The organism is Marivivens sp. ABH4_498, assembly GCF_056160585.1.
The window spans coordinates 1-19,537 of sequence record NZ_JBSWXL010000006.1 but is presented as its reverse complement, the minus strand read 5'-3'; the positions used below and the strand labels follow the sequence as shown (position 1 = coordinate 19,537).

19 protein-coding genes and 1 pseudogene are annotated in these 19,537 nt (G+C 51.8%); 13 read left to right on the top strand and 7 right to left on the bottom strand.

From position 1 onward, the window contains the following. Nucleotides 1-38 precede the first annotated feature (38 nt). Genes ACXAGA_RS12690 through ACXAGA_RS12680 form a run of 3 tightly spaced genes read left to right on the top strand, consistent with a single transcriptional unit; the run spans nucleotide 39 to nucleotide 2,388 of the window. Nucleotides 39-572: a hypothetical protein gene (locus ACXAGA_RS12690; RefSeq protein WP_475117852.1), complete on the top strand. Its 534-nt coding sequence runs from the start codon at nucleotides 39-41 to the stop codon at nucleotides 570-572. After that, the gene (locus tag ACXAGA_RS12685; RefSeq protein WP_475117851.1) at nucleotides 572-1,675 is read left to right on the top strand and encodes an ABC transporter permease; all 1,104 of its coding nucleotides are present in this window, start codon (nucleotides 572-574) and stop codon (nucleotides 1,673-1,675) included. The genes ACXAGA_RS12690 and ACXAGA_RS12685 overlap by 1 nt, the downstream gene beginning before the upstream one ends. Then, a complete protein-coding gene (locus tag ACXAGA_RS12680; protein ID WP_475117850.1) occupies nucleotides 1,672-2,388 on the top strand; it encodes a hypothetical protein in 717 nt (238 codons plus the stop codon). The genes ACXAGA_RS12685 and ACXAGA_RS12680 overlap by 4 nt, the downstream gene beginning before the upstream one ends. On the opposite strand, the gene ACXAGA_RS12675 is transcribed toward ACXAGA_RS12680, so the two are convergent. Beyond that, nucleotides 2,385-3,080, bottom strand: a complete 696-nt coding sequence (locus tag ACXAGA_RS12675) for an acylneuraminate cytidylyltransferase family protein (RefSeq protein ID WP_475117849.1) — start codon at nucleotides 3,078-3,080, stop codon at nucleotides 2,385-2,387. The genes ACXAGA_RS12680 and ACXAGA_RS12675 overlap by 4 nt on opposite strands. Before the next feature lie 89 nt (nucleotides 3,081-3,169). Between ACXAGA_RS12675 and ACXAGA_RS12670 the strand changes: the two genes are divergently transcribed. The 9 genes from ACXAGA_RS12670 to ACXAGA_RS12630 all read left to right on the top strand — a co-directional run bounded on the left by ACXAGA_RS12670 (nucleotide 3,170) and on the right by ACXAGA_RS12630 (nucleotide 13,017). Beyond that, on the top strand, nucleotides 3,170-3,802 hold the full coding sequence (locus tag ACXAGA_RS12670; RefSeq protein WP_475117848.1) for an acetyltransferase: 633 nt from the start codon (nucleotides 3,170-3,172) through the stop codon (nucleotides 3,800-3,802). Between the two features lie 15 nt (nucleotides 3,803-3,817). Next, a complete protein-coding gene (neuB, locus tag ACXAGA_RS12665; RefSeq protein ID WP_475117847.1) occupies nucleotides 3,818-4,840 on the top strand; it encodes an N-acetylneuraminate synthase in 1,023 nt (340 codons plus the stop codon). A gap of 12 nt (nucleotides 4,841-4,852) precedes the next feature. After that, the gene (neuC, locus tag ACXAGA_RS12660; RefSeq protein WP_475117846.1) at nucleotides 4,853-5,995 is read left to right on the top strand and encodes a UDP-N-acetylglucosamine 2-epimerase; all 1,143 of its coding nucleotides are present in this window, start codon (nucleotides 4,853-4,855) and stop codon (nucleotides 5,993-5,995) included. A gap of 13 nt (nucleotides 5,996-6,008) precedes the next feature. Beyond that, nucleotides 6,009-7,493, top strand: a complete 1,485-nt coding sequence (locus ACXAGA_RS12655; protein ID WP_475117845.1) for a DegT/DnrJ/EryC1/StrS family aminotransferase — start codon at nucleotides 6,009-6,011, stop codon at nucleotides 7,491-7,493. Nucleotides 7,494-7,757: 264 nt separating this feature from the next. Beyond that, nucleotides 7,758-9,077, top strand: a complete 1,320-nt coding sequence (locus ACXAGA_RS12650; RefSeq protein WP_475117844.1) for a lipopolysaccharide biosynthesis protein — start codon at nucleotides 7,758-7,760, stop codon at nucleotides 9,075-9,077. Beyond that, a complete protein-coding gene (locus ACXAGA_RS12645; protein ID WP_475117843.1) occupies nucleotides 9,074-9,997 on the top strand; it encodes a sulfotransferase family protein in 924 nt (307 codons plus the stop codon). Before ACXAGA_RS12650 ends, ACXAGA_RS12645 begins: the two co-directional genes overlap by 4 nt. Next, nucleotides 9,994-10,932, top strand: a complete 939-nt coding sequence (locus ACXAGA_RS12640) for a glycosyltransferase family 2 protein (protein WP_475117842.1) — start codon at nucleotides 9,994-9,996, stop codon at nucleotides 10,930-10,932. Before ACXAGA_RS12645 ends, ACXAGA_RS12640 begins: the two co-directional genes overlap by 4 nt. Beyond that, on the top strand, nucleotides 10,929-12,164 hold the full coding sequence (locus ACXAGA_RS12635; protein ID WP_475117841.1) for an O-antigen ligase family protein: 1,236 nt from the start codon (nucleotides 10,929-10,931) through the stop codon (nucleotides 12,162-12,164). Before ACXAGA_RS12640 ends, ACXAGA_RS12635 begins: the two co-directional genes overlap by 4 nt. Then, nucleotides 12,154-13,017: a sulfotransferase family protein gene (locus tag ACXAGA_RS12630; protein WP_475117840.1), complete on the top strand. Its 864-nt coding sequence runs from the start codon at nucleotides 12,154-12,156 to the stop codon at nucleotides 13,015-13,017. Before ACXAGA_RS12635 ends, ACXAGA_RS12630 begins: the two co-directional genes overlap by 11 nt. Nucleotides 13,018-13,040: 23 nt before the next feature. Here the strand turns inward: ACXAGA_RS12630 and ACXAGA_RS12625 are convergent, their stop codons facing one another. Then, nucleotides 13,041-13,784: a WecB/TagA/CpsF family glycosyltransferase gene (locus ACXAGA_RS12625; protein WP_475117839.1), complete on the bottom strand. Its 744-nt coding sequence runs from the start codon at nucleotides 13,782-13,784 to the stop codon at nucleotides 13,041-13,043. Between the two features lie 596 nt (nucleotides 13,785-14,380). Between ACXAGA_RS12625 and ACXAGA_RS12620 the strand changes: the two are divergent. Next, a pseudogene (locus ACXAGA_RS12620) lies at nucleotides 14,381-14,512 on the top strand (IS3 family transposase); the annotation flags it as partial. Between the two features lie 90 nt (nucleotides 14,513-14,602). Here the strand turns inward: ACXAGA_RS12620 and ACXAGA_RS12615 are convergent. The 5 genes from ACXAGA_RS12615 to ACXAGA_RS12595 form a co-directional block, all read right to left on the bottom strand. Then, nucleotides 14,603-15,907, bottom strand: coding sequence for an AAA family ATPase (locus tag ACXAGA_RS12615; RefSeq protein ID WP_475117838.1), 1,305 nt, complete (start codon nucleotides 15,905-15,907; stop codon nucleotides 14,603-14,605). 192 nt (nucleotides 15,908-16,099) lie between these two features. After that, complete coding sequence (locus ACXAGA_RS12610; protein WP_475117837.1) at nucleotides 16,100-16,945, bottom strand: hypothetical protein; 846 nt, start codon at nucleotides 16,943-16,945, stop codon at nucleotides 16,100-16,102. Then, nucleotides 16,935-17,822, bottom strand: coding sequence for a metallophosphoesterase (locus ACXAGA_RS12605; protein ID WP_475117836.1), 888 nt, complete (start codon nucleotides 17,820-17,822; stop codon nucleotides 16,935-16,937). Before ACXAGA_RS12605 ends, ACXAGA_RS12610 begins: the two co-directional genes overlap by 11 nt. Nucleotides 17,823-17,827: 5 nt before the next feature. Continuing rightward, nucleotides 17,828-18,193 carry a hypothetical protein gene (locus ACXAGA_RS12600; protein ID WP_475117835.1) on the bottom strand — a complete coding sequence of 122 codons (366 nt, stop codon included), beginning with the start codon at nucleotides 18,191-18,193 and terminating at the stop codon, nucleotides 17,828-17,830. 110 nt (nucleotides 18,194-18,303) lie between these two features. Next, nucleotides 18,304-18,450 (bottom strand): hypothetical protein, encoded by a 147-nt coding sequence (locus ACXAGA_RS12595; protein WP_475117834.1) that lies wholly within the window; start codon nucleotides 18,448-18,450, stop codon nucleotides 18,304-18,306. Between the last annotated feature and the right edge of the window lie 1,087 nt (nucleotides 18,451-19,537).

Genomic DNA, 19,537 nt, shown 5'->3' with positions numbered 1-19,537 from the left:
AAACCGATTTTGAAATCGATGACGGGCAGCAGGCACAAATGAACGAATATGACCGCGACCCCAGTGCCGAATTGCGCGAAGCTCAGTCAAAATTCAGGGCCAAGCAGTTTGATATCGCCTATCTAGAAGCTCAGTCTTTAGCAAAGGCATTCCCCGACAACACATCGATTGCGACGTTTGCTGCGGCCACTCGTAAATCGCTGAATGCCCACTGCAAGGCGCTTATCAAGTCAGGCGAACTTGAGAATGCGTGGCACATTTTTCTGCACCTCAGTGACGATGACGAATTTGGGCCAGCCCTGTTCGACGCTTGGGCTGATGCTGCGGTCATAGATTTGCCCGCCACTACAGTTGCGCACTGCATTGTCCAATTCGCCCCAACAGACAGCAGCACCGAAAACCGAAAATGGCTGACGCTTGCGCGGATTTTTGAACAACTGCCCGCTAACGAAAAAAACATCGAACTGGGTTTTTACGCTCTTCGTTTTATACCCGGAAACAAATCTATCCTTGATGGATTAGATCACATGATCACCCAATCCCAGCGAACTGCCCAAAGCGAGATACATTGATGTCGACGCAAACAACAAACGAACGGGCGCGTTCCTATCTGCGTTCGAATTGTCCATCTGACCTTGATACAGATGCACGATTGATCGCGTTCAACGATCTAAGAGATTCCGCACAAGATCGCGGGCTGATTGGTTCGCCGACAGACTACCGAAGCAGGCTGGAAATCGAATTCGCGATCGCAGATCGGCAACGCGAAATCAATCGCGAAAACCTTTCGGATGAAGGCCCCGAAACGGTGTGGGAATTGTACGATCCCGCTTCGCCCCATTATGCATTGGACCTAGAACGCTCTGCACCTAATCCTGAAACCTCTATCAATGCTAATAATAGTTGTTCACGGAACTGGCTGTTGAAAATCTGGAGCCTTTGGATTCAATCCACGCACCGAGATGGGACCATGGATAGGATCGGCTATCTATGGTTATTTGCCGATCCGATGATCCACGTATTAATCATCTGCGCGATCCCATTTTTTCTGCATTCGGACACCGTAGATGACATGCCTGTATTGCCCTTTGGGGTAATAGGAGCTTGTTTTCTAATGACATTTCGCATGGCAGCCACTGGTGCGATGTCAGGCGGCGGCGCGCTAGTGCCGCAACTGGATCATCCAACGGTATCTAGATTTGACGTGATCGTCGCCCGCGCGTTTCATTCGCTCGCGGTCTACACGTTGATTGGCGTTTTCCTAATGTCGCTGATCGTCATGTTCGGTCGTGGCGATCTGCCAGCCAACTTGCCCATGGTCATGATATTTCTGCTGATAAATTGGTGCATCGGCCTAGCCTATGGCACGATTTTTCATGCGCTCATCGGTATCTATTCCGGTTTTCGTAGGATCAACGGCTTTACCACGCGCTTTATCGCGCTGTCGTCGGGCACATTTTACATCTCTGAACAATTACCCGACGCTCTGCGCCAGATCGTTTTGATGAATCCCCTTCTCCATTCGGTGCAATTCGCGCGCAGTTTCTGGTTCTATGAATACAACTCATCCGACGCGAACCTGTTTTATCTTACGTTCGCATCGCTGACGCTGATAGCGATGGGGCTTGCAATGCACATGCGTGACCGCGGCAAAGTCGAAAGTGTACGCGCATGAACCCGATCGAAATTCAAAACGCGACGTTTTTTGTACGCAATTCAGGAACCGTGCATCAAATTCTGGCCAATAGCACAACATCTGTGGAACCTGGCTGGTACCTTTTGGCAGGTTCTTCGCGGCTTCACACTGTTGCGTTTCTTGACCTGCTATGTGGAAAATCCGAACTACAAAATGGGTTGTGCAAAATACGCGGCAACATTTCGTGGCCCATCGGTCGAATGGGTGTGTTTTCTAGCGTTGTCACCGGCATAAACGCCATATCGCACTTTGCGATCCTATATGGGTTTGACAGAAATGACGGCATCGCATTCATCAAAGAACACATTGGTCAGGACGCGCTTCTTTGGGATCCCATCGCAAACTGGCCAGCCCAAACCAAACTAAAGTTTAGCCTGCTATTGGCTCTGGTGGCGGATTTCGACATCTACCTATTGGACACCAACCTTGCCTTCCCCGAAGATATCGAATTTTCGCGTAAGATCATTGGGTTATTGATGGAAAAAACCAAAGGTAAAACGGTTCTACTGACACCGAAACAAACCCAAGTCGCCAAAGCAACCTGCACCAAAGCATTAATCGTTGCAGACCAAAAGGTAGCGATTTCCAATAACATCGACGACGCTTTGGCGATCAACAATTCAAAGCCGATCAACATCGGTAGCGTCAATGAAACAGCCGATACCGATGATGACGACGGGCTATTGTTTTAATCCAGCGCGTCGTTCAACAGCCGTTCCGCGTTCGCGAAATCTTCGGCGGTATCGATATCGATGCCCTCTAGATCGCTTTGGCAAACCACCGCGCGGGACGTTGGGAAAAACAGTGAATGGTCACGCCGCAGCGCATCGGCACGCACGATATACATCGACCCCGTGATGACCACAGTACGTGGCAAATCCTGGCTTCGCATTTTCAAACCGTCAGGAAACAGCGCTTTGATTTCGCCTTCAGCGCCCAAATCGAACATGTGATAAGGTGTTTCTTCGACCTCGCGCACGCCAATCACAGAGGCGACGGTTTCGTTATTCTTCAGGATATCAAACGCTTCGATCCAACGCGAAACTTCGCGGTACGGCGTGGTTGGCTGCATCAAGGCGACAAAGTCGAATTTTTCCCCGTCCTTTTCAGCCTGATCTAATTCATAACGCACAACATCAATCGAACTCGCCGTATCGCCCGACAAATCCGCAGGTCGCAACCCATGTGTCATTGCCCCGAATTGCACAGCAACATCAGTGATTTCCTGATCATCAGAGGAGATGACCGTTTTGGAAAACAACCCAGACGACGTGGCGAATTCGATGCTCCACCCCACCAAAGGTTTTCCGCACAAATCTAGAACATTTTTTCGTGGCAGTCGTTTTGAACCGCCGCGCGCGGGAATAACACAAAGGGCTTTCATAGGTAGGCTCGATCAAAAAAGTTTATATTTACCAGCTAACAAAGCTGCTCTAAGTCCTATCGAGACAAAGCCAGTGGCACAAGGCGACAATGTTCGACGTTGAGATGCAAAAACTAATAGTACTTGGCGCAGGGGGTCATGCATCAGTGGTCATTGAAGCCGCGCAAGCGGCGATGCCTGATGTGGAAATCTTGGTTTTTGACGAGGCTCCGAAAACAGATAAGATTTTGGACCTACCCATTGTTGAAGGGCGCCCCGATCCAGCGAAGTTTGACAAAGACAGCACGCAAGCTATCGTCGCGATCGGAAACAACAAGGTCCGCGCGACCCTATCGCAGTGGCTAAAAGACGCCGGTTTCAAATTGGCGACCGTTATTCACCCAACCGCATGGATCAGCCCGTCGGCATCCATCGCGCAGGGTAGTTTTGTCTCGGCCAGAGCGGTCGTTAATGCCCGCGCGACAATTGGCGCAGCGTGCATCATAAATACCGCGGCCGTAGTCGAACACGATTGTAAAATCAAATTATCGAGCCACATCTGCCCCAGCGCCACGTTGGCGGGTGCGGTGACCATCGGTTCACAAACAACAGTCGGCGCAAATTCGACAATCCGAGAGTTAGTCGATATTGCCGACAACATCACAATCGGCGCAGGTAGCGTCGTAATCCGCAATATTGCTGAGGCAGGCACCTATGCGGGCTGTCCAGTCAAACAACTGTAGTAAAGAGATAGACGATTGTTTTTCATTGCTGAAGCAGGTGTTAACCACAACGGTGACATCGATCTTGCCCTTAAACTTGTCGACATTGCGGCTGACGCAGGCGCGGATGCGGTCAAATTCCAGACCTTCAAAGCCGACAAAACCGTTCGCACCGGCACAAAGACAGTCGAATACCAAAAGGTAAACGCCGAACAAGACGACCAACAAGAGCTGTTGCGCCGTCTGGAGCTAAGCGAGGACGACCATTATACGATTGCGCAGCGCTGCAAAGAGCGCGGCATCGAATTCATGTCGACCGCCTTTGACGAAGAATGTGCAGATTTCCTCGCGGCTGTCGGCATTTCCCGAATTAAAATTCCATCGGGCGAATTGACCAACCTGCCTTTCATCAAACATTTGGTCCAATTTGACCTGCCGATCATCCTATCGACAGGCATGGGCAATATGGATGAAATCAAACAGGCCTATGATCTGATCCGCGAAACGCGGCTGGAAATGGGTTTGGGTGACACCCCCAAAGAAAAGCTAAGCATTCTACACTGCACCAGCGCCTACCCCACTCCGAACGACCAATTGAACCTGCGTGCCATCACAACAATCGCAAACGCGTTTGAATGTGCTGCAGGTTATTCGGACCATTCAGGCGGGTTAGAGGCCGGATATCTGGCAGTCGCGTTAGGTGCGACGGTTTATGAAAAACATTTCACCGTTGATCGAAACCTACCCGGCCCTGACCACAAGGCATCGTTGGAACCCGAAGAATTGAAAACGATGATCGACGCGATCCGCCGCGCTGAAAAAATGCTGGGAACGGGCATCAAAGAACCGCAGCCTTGCGAATTACAAGCGCGCGATCTGGTCCGCCGCAGCGTTTTCGCCGCAAAAGATTTGGAAAAAGGTCAGATCATTTCGGCCAACGATCTGATCATGTTGCGTCCTGCATCGGGCATTGAACCGAAATACGCCTTTGACCTGATTGGCAAAGAGGCAAAGCGCGACATCAAAAATGGTGACCCGTTCACCATGGACGACCTATAAAGGATCGCCAAAGTGAAGATCTGTTATGTATCGGGAACGCGTGCCGATTTCGGCCTCATGGAACGGACGTTGCGGGCGCTGGATATCGAACCAACGTTTGATGTCAGCGTGCTTGCTATGGGGCAACATCTGGACCCGCGATACGGAAATACCATTAAAGACATCGAAGCCAGCGGGCTATCGGTTCACCGCCTGCCCGCGCTGGATATGCCCGGTGAAACCGGTGCCGAAATGGGTCATGTCGTTGCAACCGTCATGCAACAGATCATCGACCATTTTTCCAATGATGCGCCTGATTTGGTCCTGTTATTGGGTGACCGCGGCGAAATGGTCGCCGCGGGTATGGCATGTGTATTCCTAGGCATCGTTTCCGCCCATTTTCACGGTGGTGACCGATCTGGAACGGTGGACGATCAGTTCAGGCGGGTCATCACCAGCCTTGCACATTACCATTTCCCCGCGAATGATGCGGCGCGTAACAGGCTGATTGCGATGGGCGAAGACCCGTTAACAATTCGCACCTTGGGTGCCCCCGGTTTGGACGGCCTAACAACGTTCAAGGCAGATCCCAACATCGAAGAAACGCTAGGGATCGCATTAGACGACAGGGTCGCAACAGTTGTGTTCCACCCTGTGGTTCAAGACGCACATGACGCGGCCAATCAGGCACAAACGTTAATCGAAACATTATCAGACGGCTTTTCCGGCAAAGTGATCGTTCTGGCGCCCAATTCCGATGCAGGATCCGCAGGCATCGCGCGCTATTTTGAAACGGCTCGCGAAACCTTTGCTCAGGCAAATTCCAATGCGCAATTCGTTTGGCTCACGCACCTTGCCCGCGATAATTACCTTTGGCTCATTCAAAGGTCTGACGTCCTGGTTGGGAATTCTTCATCCGGCATCATCGAGGCAGCCACACTAGGCACACCGGTTGTAAATATCGGAGATCGCCAAAACGCACGGGATCGAAACGACAGCGTTTTTGACGCTGCAGTAGACAAAACCGCAATTGCGGGTGCGCTAAAACTCGCCCTTTCATACGACGGGAATTTCGACAACCAATACGATCATGGCGGCTGTGCATCCCGTATCGTTGACGTTATCAAATCCCTAGACCTTTCCAGAGATGTTCTGAAAAAGAACTTTTCGCACTGACATCGGCAGACACATGTTTAAGCAAAACAAATTCGTTACACTGTCCAATTCCAACACGATCAAAGATGCGTTAGCCGCATTGGACGAAACCGCGCTTGGCATGGCCATTCGTGTTGATGACGATAAAAAATTTCTATGCACAGTCACAGATGGTGACCTGCGCCGTCAATTGCTGGACGGCTATGGGATCGACGATACACTGGCGACGTTACCCGTTCACGCATCGATTACAGCAGACGAAACAACGACACCTCGTCAATTGCTGGACATGCTAAATGCCAACGGTATCAATCAGATACCTGTGGTGAATGCCGACGGAACACCAACAAATATCGTGCACCGCGCGGATATCCAAAAACAGATTTTGCTGTCCACGCCGCATTTGGGCGACGACGAAATCGAATTCGTCAACGAAGCATTCCGTACAAACTGGATCGCACCTGTCGGCCCAAACATCGACAATTTCGAAAAAGAAATATGCGAAATGGTCGGCGCAAAATATGCCTGCGCGGTATCGTCGGGCACGGCGGGTTTGCATTTGGGTCTGGTCACCTTGGGCGTAAAGGCTGGCGATACGGTGTTTGTGTCCGACTTTACCTTTATCGCCAGCGCCGCGCCTGTCATGTATCAGCATGCAACGCCTGTGTTTATCGACAGTGATCCGGAAACATGGAACATGTCGCCAATCGCGTTGCGCCGCGCATTTGAACAGGCGCGTGAAACTGGGAATATGCCCAAAGCGGTCGTGGTCGTGAACCTATACGGTCAAAGCGCGAACATGGGCCCTATCGTTGAAATTTGCGACGAATATGGCGTTCCAATCCTAGAAGACGCTGCTGAATCTTTGGGTGCATCCTATGATGGACGCCAAAGCGGAACGATCGGAAAGATCGGCGTGTTTTCGTTTAATGGGAACAAAATCATCACCACCTCGGGTGGCGGTATGATGGTCAGCGATGACAAAGCGCTGATCGACAAGGCGAAAAAATTGTCGACCCAAGCGCGCGAACCCGCGGTTCACTATGAACATATCGAACTGGGCTATAACTACCGCATGAGCAACATTCTGGCAGGTATCGGCCGGGGTCAGTTACGTGTGTTGAAGGATCGCATCGCACGCCGCCGCGAAATCAATGAACTGTACAAATCCGGCCTGTCCGATATCGACGCCATTTCGTTTATGCCCGAACCCGATTGGAGCTATTCGAACCGTTGGCTATCCTGCGCGTTGATTGATGCCCAAAATGGCCCGAAAACAGCCTCTGCATTGATCACCTATCTTTTTGATCACATGATCGAGGCCCGCCCCCTGTGGAAACCGATGCACATGCAGCCGGTCTTTGGTGACTATTCGGTGGTGAAACATGACGACAGCCAACCACCCGTTTCCACGTCGCTATTCGAAACAGGGATCTGTTTGCCATCAGGATCGAACATGACAGACCAGGAGGTTGAAAACATCATCCAGGTTATCAGGTCTTTCTGGTCCAAAAACTAAATCACATCTGATGCAGGCAAGGTATTTTGCCTGCATCCTTTGACGACCGCGCGATATCAACGCCAGCTGTGTGCGCGACGATACGATTGATTTGTTAACGGGTCTTAACCGAAAATTAATCAATCTGATTAAACTCTTACGAATACCTACCGCTTATCGGCGCCATCGGGCGCTACGCGGTAGGTCCAACCGTAAACATCGTTTAATCAACTGATCGCAATGCCCCCCAAAAAAGACGGAGTTTTCAGCAACCAAAATCGGCGCATGATCCTGCGTTCCGCAATTGGCGGGTTTTACAAATTGGTTGGGACTGCGCTGGGATTTGCCGTTGTGCTGGTCTTGGCAAAGAAAACGAATGCTGTTGAATTCGGTCTTTATTCAATTGGCTTTGCTATCGCCAGCCTTGTCTGGCCCTTCGTCACCGCGGGCCAATCAACCCTTGCCGTTCGGTTCTGGCCCACATTTTCAGACCGTTATGATGTCGCAACTGCAAACTTTGTTCTGCTACGTGGGCTTAGGATAATCTTTGGCTGTGGCACGGTCGTGATTGGCTGTGCTTTTTTATTGATCCTGTCTGGGGCGTCGCTTGGCCTGACTGAATTTAGTGACGGCATGATCATTTGGACGGCCATATTTGCCGTCGTTTTGGGTATGTCTCAATTCACAGGATTTGCGCTGCGTGCGCAGGGAATGCTGCACTGGTCGATCCTACCCAAAGACATTGTTTGGCGGCTATTGGTCATCATGATCGCCGGTTTCAGTGCCGAATTAACCGGCGCGCAGGCTTTAAGCATCGTGGCGATCAGCCTGTCATTGACCACTTTGTTTCAGGTTTTGCGCATGTTCTTTGCGATTGGATCGCTTCGGGGTATCACGCAGCCGCCGCACATTGAGTTCGCAACGATGAGACGCGCCGAATGGGCCCTGTGCGGCGGAGAGGTTTCGCGACAATGGCTACAACAGGCCGCGACCTTTGTTGTTGCCATCATGCTGGGGCCAGTTTCGGCGGGCGCATTTTTCGCGGCTCAGCGGCTATCGAACCTTCTGTCCATTGGATTGATCGGCACCAATCAGGTGTCCAGCCCCGTCATCGCGCGCACTTGGCATGCAGGACAATTTCAACAACTTCAGAACCTTATGACGTCTGTCAGCATTGCCGCGCTGACCTTTTCTTTGATTGGATTTGGTTTCTACGTAGGATTGGGACCATGGCTGTTGGCCCAATTTGACCCCGCATACAGCAATGCCCATGTCGTTTTACTAAGCCTCGCATTTGGCCAGCTGGTGAACTCTGCCTGTGGCCCGAATGGGCATCTTTTGAACCTTGCGGGGCAAGAAAAAGCGACGCTGTTAATTTCGATTGTGGCTGGGGTGGCAAATATCGTCTGCACAGCGATTGGTATCGCATTTTACGGGCTGATCGGTGCCGCGATCGGGTCGACGGTTGCAACCATCCTGTGGAACGTCTGGTGCACCAGATTATGCGCCAAACGGCTGAACATCCATTTGTTCAACATATCGAACCTTAGACAGGTCGCTGCGCCCTTGGCTTTGATATTTCCCCGAAAGGCAGACGGAAAATGATCCATGGTCATCAGCTTGCAGATGGCCGCTGGCCGAACCTTTTTATTTTGGGCGCACCCAAATGCGGCACGACATCTATCGCGTCTTGGCTGTCTGCGCATCCTGCGGTTTTGGTGAGCAATCCGAAAGAACCCGCCTTTTTTAACGATGACTACAAAGACGGGCATTTTCGCGGACGACCAAAACAATACAGGTCATTGTTTCAAACCGATCTGCCAACGACATGGTACTGCGATGCGACCGTCGATTATTTGGCGTCCAAAACCGCTATCCCCTCGATAATCAAAGTCGCGCCACACGCCCGCTTTGTCGTCGCTGTGCGCAATCACGCTGACCTATTGTTTTCCATGCATCAACAAGAGCTGATCAGCGGCAACGAACTGATATCCGATTTCGAAAAAGCGTTCGCATTGTCAGCGGAACGTCGCCGTGGCCGCAAAATCCCGATCACGCGCCCCGAACCAAAGAAAATCGATTACGAAGAGCGCGCGAAAATGGGGCTCCAGATGATGCGCGCAATTGAAAGCATCCCCCGAGAACAGATCCTGATTATAGATTTCGAACAAATCAGGCAGGACCCAGCGGCAATATGGGCCGAAATTTGTACATTTTTGAACATTGAGCAGATCAAAGTCGACCTAACGGCACAAAACCCCCGCCAAGAGATCAGTTCCGTCACTGCGACCGTCATCCGCAAATACCTAAGGCGCATAAAACGCCGTCTAGGCCTGGTTAGCAACATGGGCATCGACGCCCCAATGCGGCGCCTGTCGGCACGTGCACCGGCGGCTAAGGCGTCGATTTCAGATGACCTGCGCAACCGCATTTCACACAATTACGAATTGGACCGCCAGCTGATCAAACAGATCGCATTAGACGGCCCCGCAGTGATTGCGCCGAATAGCTGGATCACGAAATGACACAACAAACCCGCATTGTTATCGCTGCTGCAACCTTTCAAAGACCATCAAGCCTCTGTCGCCTTCTTGATCATATCGAAGCGCTGGAAACCACTGCCGATGTGACTGTTCTGATTTGTGACAACGATGGTCTTGACCAAGCCGGAAAAACCGTCGTCCAAGCAAGATCGGCACAAGGGTATCGGTTCAAACTAACGTGCATAGTGGAACCGAAACAGGGACTATCCTATGCGCGGAACGCTTTGTTCGAACACATCAGGGCACAGGAAAACTGTGACTACATCGCAATGATTGACGACGACGAATGGCCGTCGCGACATTGGTTAACCCACCTGGAAAAGACCGCGATCCAGACAAAGGCGGATGTCGTCGCTGGCCCCGTCCGATCCGTTTTCGAACAGGAAACCACGCCTTCGTTTGTCGTTCAGTGTGAACAGTTTAGACGCAAAACCAAACGAACCGGGCCCGTCCCCATCGTCCTTTCGACCGAAAACGCATTCATCAAATTCACGCTTTTAGACACCATTTCAAAACCTTGGTTCGACCCAGTTTTCGCGACCACTGGCGGTGAAGATGCCGATTTTTTCTATCACGCCAAAAGAACTGGGGCCACTTTCGCTTGGGCCAATGATGCCGAAATAATGGAGTCGGTCCCCGCATCGCGCAGCACCGCCCAATGGGCGCGCAAACGCAATTTTCGACGCGGGGCAACGACCGCTTGGCGCGCAACTCAGCGCCCTGCAAAGTTAAAATCCATCCCACGCATCGTTATTTTCGGTCTTATCGGGATATTCAGTTTTCCCGCGTTCTGGATCGCAGGTTGCCTTAACCCTGTGACCCGCCTGAACGCGCAACTTCGGCTTTGGCGTTCTATCGGGTATTTCAGCGGCTTTGCACGCTATCGCGTCCATGAATACAAAGTGGACGGCGCATGACACCAACCTGCCCCGCATATGGAAGCAACGAAATGGCCCCAAACAAGGCCAAACGGGGCGTCGTCGTTCTGTTCGTAATCGCGCTCGTGCCGACGTTATACATCGGGAGCAACTCTCTTAGCTATGCGCTTTCAATGGTATTGCTGCCGCTTGCACTGTTTGTACATGTAACCTCTGACGTGCCACGCAAATGGTACGGCGTTCCGGTTTGGATCGGCCTGACGATGGCGATTAGCATCGCATCAGCTTATTGGTCATATACGCCGCTAGTCACACTGCATTTGGCGCTGCGCGGCACATTGCCGGCCATCATTCTGATCCTTCTTATCGGGTCCATGCCCATCCAGCGCGCTTGGGATCTGTTCAAAGGCTGCTTAGCCGTCTCAATCATGGCTAGCATGGTTGCCGTTCTGTTTTGGGACCATGCGGTGCATTCTATTTACGATCCACTGATCGCGGGATCATGGCGCGGATTGTACAATCATAAAAACGAAGCAGGCGCCGTAGGTGCAGTCGCCACAATCATTTTTACGGACGCTTGGTTCCGTTCAAAATCCAAGCTCGATTTACTCATAGCCATCTCATCTGTTGTCTTTTTATGGGGCACACAATCCAGAACCGCCCTGCTGCTGACGATGATCGCATACATGGCTTTGCTGTTCATCCGTTGCTGGTTTGCCGGCGGATATGGGCGCACCGTGGTCGGTTTCTATCTATTTTTGGGCACGTCAGTCGTTGCTATGGCGCTATCGAACGCCGAAATACAATATTGGCTATTTAATGATCCGTACAATTTTACCGGTCGGGTCGGCATTTGGCGAACCGCCTTATACGTGTGGAGCGATCGACCTTGGCTGGGATTTGGATTCCGAAGCATATTTGGTGACGACAGCCCGAATTTGATCGGTGATGCAGTCACACCTTTTGCTGCAATCGCCCCGCACCCTCACAGTTCATACCTACAAACAATGATTGGCACTGGCGTCATCGGTTTGTTTTTTATGGCCATTGGTTTGGTCATCATTCCAATCGCGAAAACCATACGAATAACCGGCTCGGTGAAAACCGAACCCGTTCCTTTGTGTTTCGCAATCATTGTCTTTTCCTCATTGCGTTCCGTTTTCGAAAGCCCGGCATTTCAATTCGCACGGCCAAGCTGGATATTTTGGTCAATTTCGGTCGCAATTCTATATGCCTTCATGAACCAACAAAGGTTATCCAATGAAAAATGACGAAATTCGCATGCCCGATTTTATAATTATCGGCGCTATGAAATCCGGAACAACAACGTTGCATGAAGACCTTGACCTACACCCAGACATCGTAATGTCAGGATGGAAAGAGCCTGGGTACTTTGTTGGTCCAGATTTTGGCGGACCCAAAAAATTTCCATTACATGCAGCACGACGCCAAGACTATGCAAAACTTTTCAAAAACGTTCCCAAAGATAAATTGTGTGGCGAAAGTTCAACGCATTACACAAAACTTCCATCTTTACCAAACGCAGCGGAAAATATTTACAATACCATAGGCCCGAACATAAAAATGTTATACATTGTTCGGGATCCGATCAAACGCGCGATCAGTCAGTTTGGGCACGAATTTCAACATCGTGAAACAGACATACCTACACTATCCGAAGCCGTAGATCGACACCCAAATATGGTCGAACTCAGCCAATACGCGAAACAGTTAAAACCTTACTGGGATCTATTTCCAAAAGAAAACATCTTAGTTATCAAATTTGAAAACTTAATCACAGACAGACAAGGCTACGTCCAAACGATACTAGATTTTTTAGGCGCCGATAGATCGAAAATGCCCAAAATCGACGACAATAAGGTTAGAAATACTGCGAACGATCGCCGAAACTGGAGGCCTTGGGCTAGAAATATTCGATCAGCACCATTTTTTCAAAACCACATTGAACCGATATTTCCCCAAAATACGCTCAAGCTTTTGAAAAAAGCTGTCACGAAAAAACCCCCAAAAGTTAGAAATGGCGACAGCATCGAAGTAATAGAACAACGTATTTTAGAGAAGCTATCCAAGGATGATATTACCGTTTACAACAGCGCACTCTGACATCGCTAGATTAAAAAAGGGCGCTATAGATTTAGCGCCCGCTTCACTTTACCAATTCTCAATAAAAACAATATGTTACCAACCATATACCGCTGACACAGGCGCATCGGCTCCTGCAGAAATCTGAATAGCCATTCTAGACCTCTTTTGCGCATCCACTCTGGTGCACGCGGAAACCTTCCGGCTAGGAAATCAACGATAGCGCCTCCGCAGATAATCGTAACATTACAATTGGTTAGGTGTCGCCTAAGATAACGTGCGACTTTTTCTTGTTTGGGCATTCCCATGGCTAGCAAAATAACCTGAGGTTCATTTTTCATCGCATCGGAAAGGTAATCAGCTTCAGTCTTGAAGCCATCCATTTGCGAAACAACATCGTGACCTTCCAATGATAGCTTCCTACACGCTCGTACCAGCCACGGCTCTGAAGTTCCATAGACCGATATTTTCTTACCTTTTGCATAGTTCAAAAATTTCGGTATCAGATCGGTTCCGTTTAAATTTATACCCGGATGCTTCCCAATCGATTTATAAAGAAGTTCAACTCCCTTACCATCTCTAAGCAAAATATCAGCATCTCTAAAAGACGATGACACATATTCGCACTTCCAACACATATTCACAGAGTGTGCGTTTAAAAAAGCAACAGTCATCACCGCTTTGGGCGCGTTCATTTCTTCGAATAACTCTCCGACTTCTTCGTTACAATGAACTCTACGAACACGGTCAAGCAAGTTAGAAATACGTTTCGGACTACCGCTACCCATGCTACCTCCAGCACAACTTTCAGAGCGCCGGAAATATCAACCACTATACAGAATACTGTCCCAATGGCAGCCTTGGCGCCATTAAATAATCACCCATAAAAATTAACAAAATGTTACGAAATATATAGGTTTTTTAGATAAATAGAAACCAGATAGGCGTACCAACAGTTAAAAAATCAACCAAAACCTTGATGAATAACTTGATGAATAAACAGTGCGGAGGTGAGATTCCAACCAGAAACGACATCACACAAGAATCTAAGATAAATCAGCACCTTAACAGAAATTCAGCACTTAGCCGAACTGAGCTTTGTGTAGCAAAATGTATAGCAAACCCGCCATGCAGCGTCACCATCCAATTTAATTGACCAACACAATTGATTAAACATCTTGTCTAAAAATAGATTCAGGAAAACCGTTTTCCAATTATCGATCTTGAGTGTTGTTTGGCATTACTCTTCGTTATCAATTTTACGCCAACGAATAGTTGCGTCGACTTCTCCAGAAACCAAAACCTCCGCCGTGTGCGGTTCGGACCTGTCGCAGTTTAGAGCCGCTCTTTTGATGGCATAATGTCCAGCAAAACAGACGAACGTTGGGCGGTCAGCAACAGAATGTAGCGGCATCTCACGATCTGGGCTGTGTAGATGCCCAAAGCACTACGGCAACCGCCCAATGACTGTATCAATCAAACGGATCGCGGTAGCCAATACTGCTCTCACGATTATTAAAAGCGCCTGCGCCAACGTGAGTTCCAATTGTCGATGAGCGGGCACCGCAGGACTTGAAATTGGCATATTTCTGTCGATTGCCGGACATCAATGAAACTCCGGTCGTTGATCTGCGGACAGGCGTAGGATTGTCCGGGATAGGAGCCGTAGCGAAAACTGAGGGCGCCGCCATTCTTCTTGAACAAACCGCCGTGCGGTTTCCCGGACAAGCTCGTCATTGGGGCACATCACTTCGACCGCTTGCATATACTGCACCTCGGTCAACGCAGGGACATGGATCACCTCGAGCCGACTGAGGAACGGTTGCGACAGGCCATCGAGCTGATTGGCGGTGAAAACCCAGTTGATGCGCGACATGTCGCAGACCATGCCGCTGACGGGGCAGCGCCAGCTGGCAGCGGAATGCGGATCCAGCAAGGGCAGCAAGGCATTGATCAGGCTGGTCTCGGTGCCTTTGTCCGAGCGGGCACCGCCAGTCGTTTTGTCCAACTCGTTGATGACCATGATCGGGTTTGGGCAGCGCTGCGCGCCAATAAAGCGCAGCGGTTCGCCAAGGCGCGATCCTGCCCACCCCGCTTCGAGTCCAGCGACCCGAAATGCGGCTGCACCGGCCGAGCCATCCATTTCGTGGCAGGCAACACCCGAAGCCTCGGAGATCAATCGCGCGAGCATGGATTTTCCAGTGCCGCCTGGGCCGTGCAGTAAGATCGGCGGAAATCCAAGCCTCCCTTCGCTGCTGGTCTTCATCAAATCCCAGATACGGCGCAACGGCGCATCCATCCATGGCGCTTTGGCAAAAACATCTGCGATCAACTCGTCGATCCCATGATGGTCAGTCGGCCCGCCAAGAGGAAGCGCGCCCTCGCCGCCTTCCAGCTCAGAGACCCAGTCGCTTCGATCATTTTTGCGCGCAGCAGTAGCCAGCAGGTGCGGCGGAATTTCCCGACGTGCAATATCCTCCTGCTTTCGCAACAGTCGCTGGTAATGGGGCTTGAGCAAGACCAGCTGTTGCTGGATGAGGCTCTGAATATGGTACTCCAGAGCGCCGCGATCTGCATCCTCAGCGACCAGGTAGTTGGCGACTTTCAGATCGTGTTCGAAACGTTTGGCCAACTGAATGACGAGTTGCTTCAGCGGTTCAACCGCGACATGGCTAAAATCGCAAGTGACACGTGCCCCCATTTCTTCGGGGCAAAACGTCAGCGAAACGAGCGGATCGAAGTACAGCCCCGCTTCGCAAAACAGCATGCAAAGCTCGGAAATCTTGCCCTGCAGGGCTGTCTCGATCACCGTTGGCATACGTTGTGTGGCATGCCAGGTCAGGTCGCGTGGAATAGTATAGACGGTATGGGTGCGCGAGGGCGCATGGGGCAAGTGTGTGGTGTAATCCACGTAAAATCTCCTATTCGTCACGCGAAGACGCGCAACGGTTTCCTGGGCCCACCGACAGGATGTCGACGAGGGTGTGATCGGTCAGACAGCATCGCGCAGCGCGATGCCGTCATATGCGATGCAGGAAAAGGGAGGCCTGTTGGGTCATACAGGTAGTCTGTGCTCCGATGGAGCGAAGGTAAAGCAGCTCCGTCATCGGAAGCCGCCCAACTGCTCTGGGTCGAGGTCGCTTAATCGCGTCAGCGCGTCGTGGGCGAAACAGGTCTGCATACCGAATGCGCGCGCTGCAGCCAGGTCATCCGTCGCAGGCGTACCGACACAGAGAATGTGATCTCGCGGAATGCGCAGCGCTGACACAATTTGCGCAAGGAAGGTCTGCTCGGATTGCCCCCGACCGTCGGCACCGTTCAGGACCACGGCTGCAGGTTTGGCAGGCAAGATGGCCAGCGCAAGGGAGAGATGGTCTTCGGTCAGGTTGGCAAAGATTGCGATGGGAAGCCCGGCTGCGTGCGCAGCTTCCCACAGTCCTGCGCCCTGCTGCGACATCCGGTAGGCGGTATTATTGGCGGCGGTGTCACCGGACAGGTCCAGCGGTTCCAGCAACGCACCCACGAGATCGAAACACACGGCGCGTGGGCGCTTGGCCTCTGCCAAACGCCGAGCGCGGTAGGCCTCAGCCTCGACCATGAGACGGGCCCAGTTTTCGCGGGTAAAACCCTGCAGGACCAAATCATACTGAGAGATCTTTTCGGGTACCGTGTCGCGCGGATCGGGATGCAACAGGCGCACATCGCGCATCGGATGCAGATGCACGTCGATCCCACAGGCCTGAGCCAGCGCTTGTGCCAGATGGCTCAGCACCCAGCGGTCTTCACGCGGCATGTCCGACAGGATCCCGACATGGGCGAGGGTCATGTTTCCGCAGTCGGCCTCATGGACCTGCGCCGTCACGTCGAATTTCTGTCCTGCAAATTGGGCAGACAAAACTCTCTGCACCGCGCAGAGCACCGCGTGGCGTTGACTGTCATCAATTCGCATCAAAATTCTCCCCATACAGACTACCTTCGGCACGAGGTGCGCCGCAGGCCGCATAGATCTGCAACCGTGTCTCGCCACCATCTCGCCAGATGCGCGCCCATGCGATCTGATCATAGGCGCTGGCCCCTCCGTCAAGGCAAAGTGCGCGATATTCGTCGATCCCATCGCAGTCACGCAAGACATTAGGTTCATCGAGCACGGCACAACGCACCGCTGGTGTATGTCCGTGGATAACCACGCGATTGCCCCAGGTATAATAACGACCGTTCCAATCCCAGCCGCCGCGCCAGTTCAGCGCGGGATAACGGATCGTTGCCCAATGATCAGGGGTGGCATGAGGCCGATCCCGCAGCAAATGCTGTTCAGGCGAGCGGCCGGGATGCAAGCCAGCATGAACACAAAGCAGGTCACCTATCACAAGATGAGACGGAGCATCCCGAAGCCGTTGCTCAAAACCTTCGGGAAGCCCGTTGCGGACCATCTCGATCACATTCCGCCATGCCATTCCCCGCCAATCCGGATTGAGTTCGTCCAAAACCGCCATTCCCCCGTTCAGAAGCCAAAGGCTATTGCGGCTACCATCAAGGACGTCCAGCATCATCAGTTCGTGGTTTCCCGGCAAGATGTGGACCACATCAGCGTAGTTATGCGCCTCCATCGCCTGCTGGATCACACCCAGACTGTCTGGTCCCCGATCGATGAGATCACCAAGTAGCACGATGATGCGGCGCGTGTCGGCAACCGTCGGGGTCCGCGCGATCTCGGACAGACACCGCGATAACGCAAGGCTGCGGCCATGGATGTCGCCGATAATGAACAGCTCAGTGTCATCAGGAATGGAGCAGGGAATCCGACGGCTCGGCAGGTTCAAGATCATTTCGCTCACCCTGCCGCTGCAGCTGAGTAGGACGCAAAAACCGTACCGGTCGCGAACGTCCAGAGCAGTACCATCACGCCCTCAACAGTTGCACCCGACATGCCCATGCCGAGCAGCAAAACGAACGAAAACATACCCCCGACGATCATTGAGAAGACCAACTCAAGCAGAAGCGGGATCATGAAAATACGCGTGACCGTATCGTTGGCGTCGAACTCGGCACGCATGATCAAAAGCACGCGTGCGATCATCCCTAGAGCGAAAACGGCATAGAGAAGCGGATTTGCGTGTCCGGAGTCAACGGCAGCAATTGCGGCGGCGATAACAGCATACCCCGACAGGGATACGGAAATAAAAAGAAGATTGGCCATGGGTGGTCCTGTTGCGAATGGAAATTCAAGCATGAGATGTCGCGAAGGGCGGGCGCCCTTCGTATTCGGAACAGGATGTTAACAAACGGGATACGCATGTTTTTTTCTCCTCAGACCAAACCGAGGATGAGGGCCTGAGCCGCGGCAAGCAGATCGCCGCTCACGAGATCTGTCAGCGTTTCAACGAGATCTCCAGTGAGAACGACGGCATTCGCCAATGCGACAGCCGCGAATTGCGATTTCGAGATGATAACCATGATAACCACCATAATTTGGTAGGAGGCTCGGGACTCGAACCCGACGGTACGCGCTAATCTGGCGCCAAATTCGGGGGTATAAGACCCGACCGCACACCCGTGCTACCTCCCGTTAGAGGGAAAGCTGCTGAACCGATCAGCGTATGGTGTGGGTACGGTTTTTGGTCATTGTGAACTAACAATGGGGGCTACTTTTCACGGAATCAAGAGGCCTAATGAAAAATAAGAGTTGCTGTGGGGACGCGGTTGTCTGGGGCCGCGGCTCCGAAGCGGTCATTTCAGCCTGATCGTTTAACAATGCAAAACATAGCAGATTGATTATTAAACGATCTCAGATCGAGTAGATTGTATCCTCGACAGGAAGGCCTTCATGACAACCGGCTACCTGACCTCATCTGCCGAGGAAGGCATCACGCCGATGATCGACGAGGTAAACCGTTACTCCGTCAAAATGAAAAGGCCCGGCGGAGCTCATTTACGTGAAACTCCACCAGGCCTGCGATCCCACCTGAGTGGGAAAACCCTCTTGCGAAACAGGTTCGCAGTTCGGTCCATTCCCGCCAGAGCGGGAAAAGTGGCCCACCGATGTGGGCAAGAACGAGCGCCGCTGACGCGGAAACAACACATTCGGCACGAAGCCTGACAAAGCCTTTTCGGCGACGTCTGAACTCCTCACGGTCCATTCCCGCCTGTGCGGGTAAAATGCGATGCCAACCGCTCGTTCTCAGGCGCAGATATGCCACGAGATTTTCAACACAATAGCCTCTGCGCACTTTTTTCAGATTTTTTCGCGGGCACATGCCTGCAACCTGAGCTGGCTCTATAAGTGCAGGATTGGTGGAGCTCATTTACATGAAACTCCACCAGGCCTGCGATCCCACCTGAGTGGGAAAACCCTCTTGCGAAACAGGTTCGCAGTTCGGTCCATTCCCGCCTCAAGCGGGAAAAATAGCCCACCGATGTGGGCAAGAGCGAGCGCCACTGACGCGGAAACAACGCATTCGGCACGAAGCCTGACAAAGCCTTATCGGCGACGTCTGAACTCCTCACGGTCCATTCCCGCCTGTGCGGGTAAAATGCGATGCCA

Bases quoted from the DNA above. Each gene is read 5' to 3' on its own strand.
- ACXAGA_RS12690 (WP_475117852.1), top strand. From the start codon at position 39: ATGAACGAATATGACCGCGACCCCAGTGCCGAATTGCGCGAAGCTCAG.
- ACXAGA_RS12685 (WP_475117851.1), top strand. From the start codon at position 572: ATGTCGACGCAAACAACAAACGAACGGGCGCGTTCCTATCTGCGTTCG.
- ACXAGA_RS12680 (WP_475117850.1), top strand. From the start codon at position 1,672: ATGAACCCGATCGAAATTCAAAACGCGACGTTTTTTGTACGCAATTCA.
- ACXAGA_RS12675 (WP_475117849.1), bottom strand. From the start codon at position 3,080: ATGAAAGCCCTTTGTGTTATTCCCGCGCGCGGCGGTTCAAAACGACTG.
- ACXAGA_RS12670 (WP_475117848.1), top strand. From the start codon at position 3,170: ATGTTCGACGTTGAGATGCAAAAACTAATAGTACTTGGCGCAGGGGGT.
- ACXAGA_RS12655 (WP_475117845.1), top strand. From the start codon at position 6,009: ATGTTTAAGCAAAACAAATTCGTTACACTGTCCAATTCCAACACGATC.
- ACXAGA_RS12650 (WP_475117844.1), top strand. From the start codon at position 7,758: ATGATCCTGCGTTCCGCAATTGGCGGGTTTTACAAATTGGTTGGGACT.
- ACXAGA_RS12645 (WP_475117843.1), top strand. From the start codon at position 9,074: ATGATCCATGGTCATCAGCTTGCAGATGGCCGCTGGCCGAACCTTTTT.
- ACXAGA_RS12640 (WP_475117842.1), top strand. From the start codon at position 9,994: ATGACACAACAAACCCGCATTGTTATCGCTGCTGCAACCTTTCAAAGA.
- ACXAGA_RS12635 (WP_475117841.1), top strand. From the start codon at position 10,929: ATGACACCAACCTGCCCCGCATATGGAAGCAACGAAATGGCCCCAAAC.
- ACXAGA_RS12630 (WP_475117840.1), top strand. From the start codon at position 12,154: ATGAAAAATGACGAAATTCGCATGCCCGATTTTATAATTATCGGCGCT.
- ACXAGA_RS12625 (WP_475117839.1), bottom strand. From the start codon at position 13,784: ATGGGTAGCGGTAGTCCGAAACGTATTTCTAACTTGCTTGACCGTGTT.
- ACXAGA_RS12610 (WP_475117837.1), bottom strand. From the start codon at position 16,945: ATGCGAATTGATGACAGTCAACGCCACGCGGTGCTCTGCGCGGTGCAG.
- ACXAGA_RS12605 (WP_475117836.1), bottom strand. From the start codon at position 17,822: ATGATCTTGAACCTGCCGAGCCGTCGGATTCCCTGCTCCATTCCTGAT.
- ACXAGA_RS12600 (WP_475117835.1), bottom strand. From the start codon at position 18,193: ATGGCCAATCTTCTTTTTATTTCCGTATCCCTGTCGGGGTATGCTGTT.
- ACXAGA_RS12595 (WP_475117834.1), bottom strand. From the start codon at position 18,450: ATGGTTATCATCTCGAAATCGCAATTCGCGGCTGTCGCATTGGCGAAT.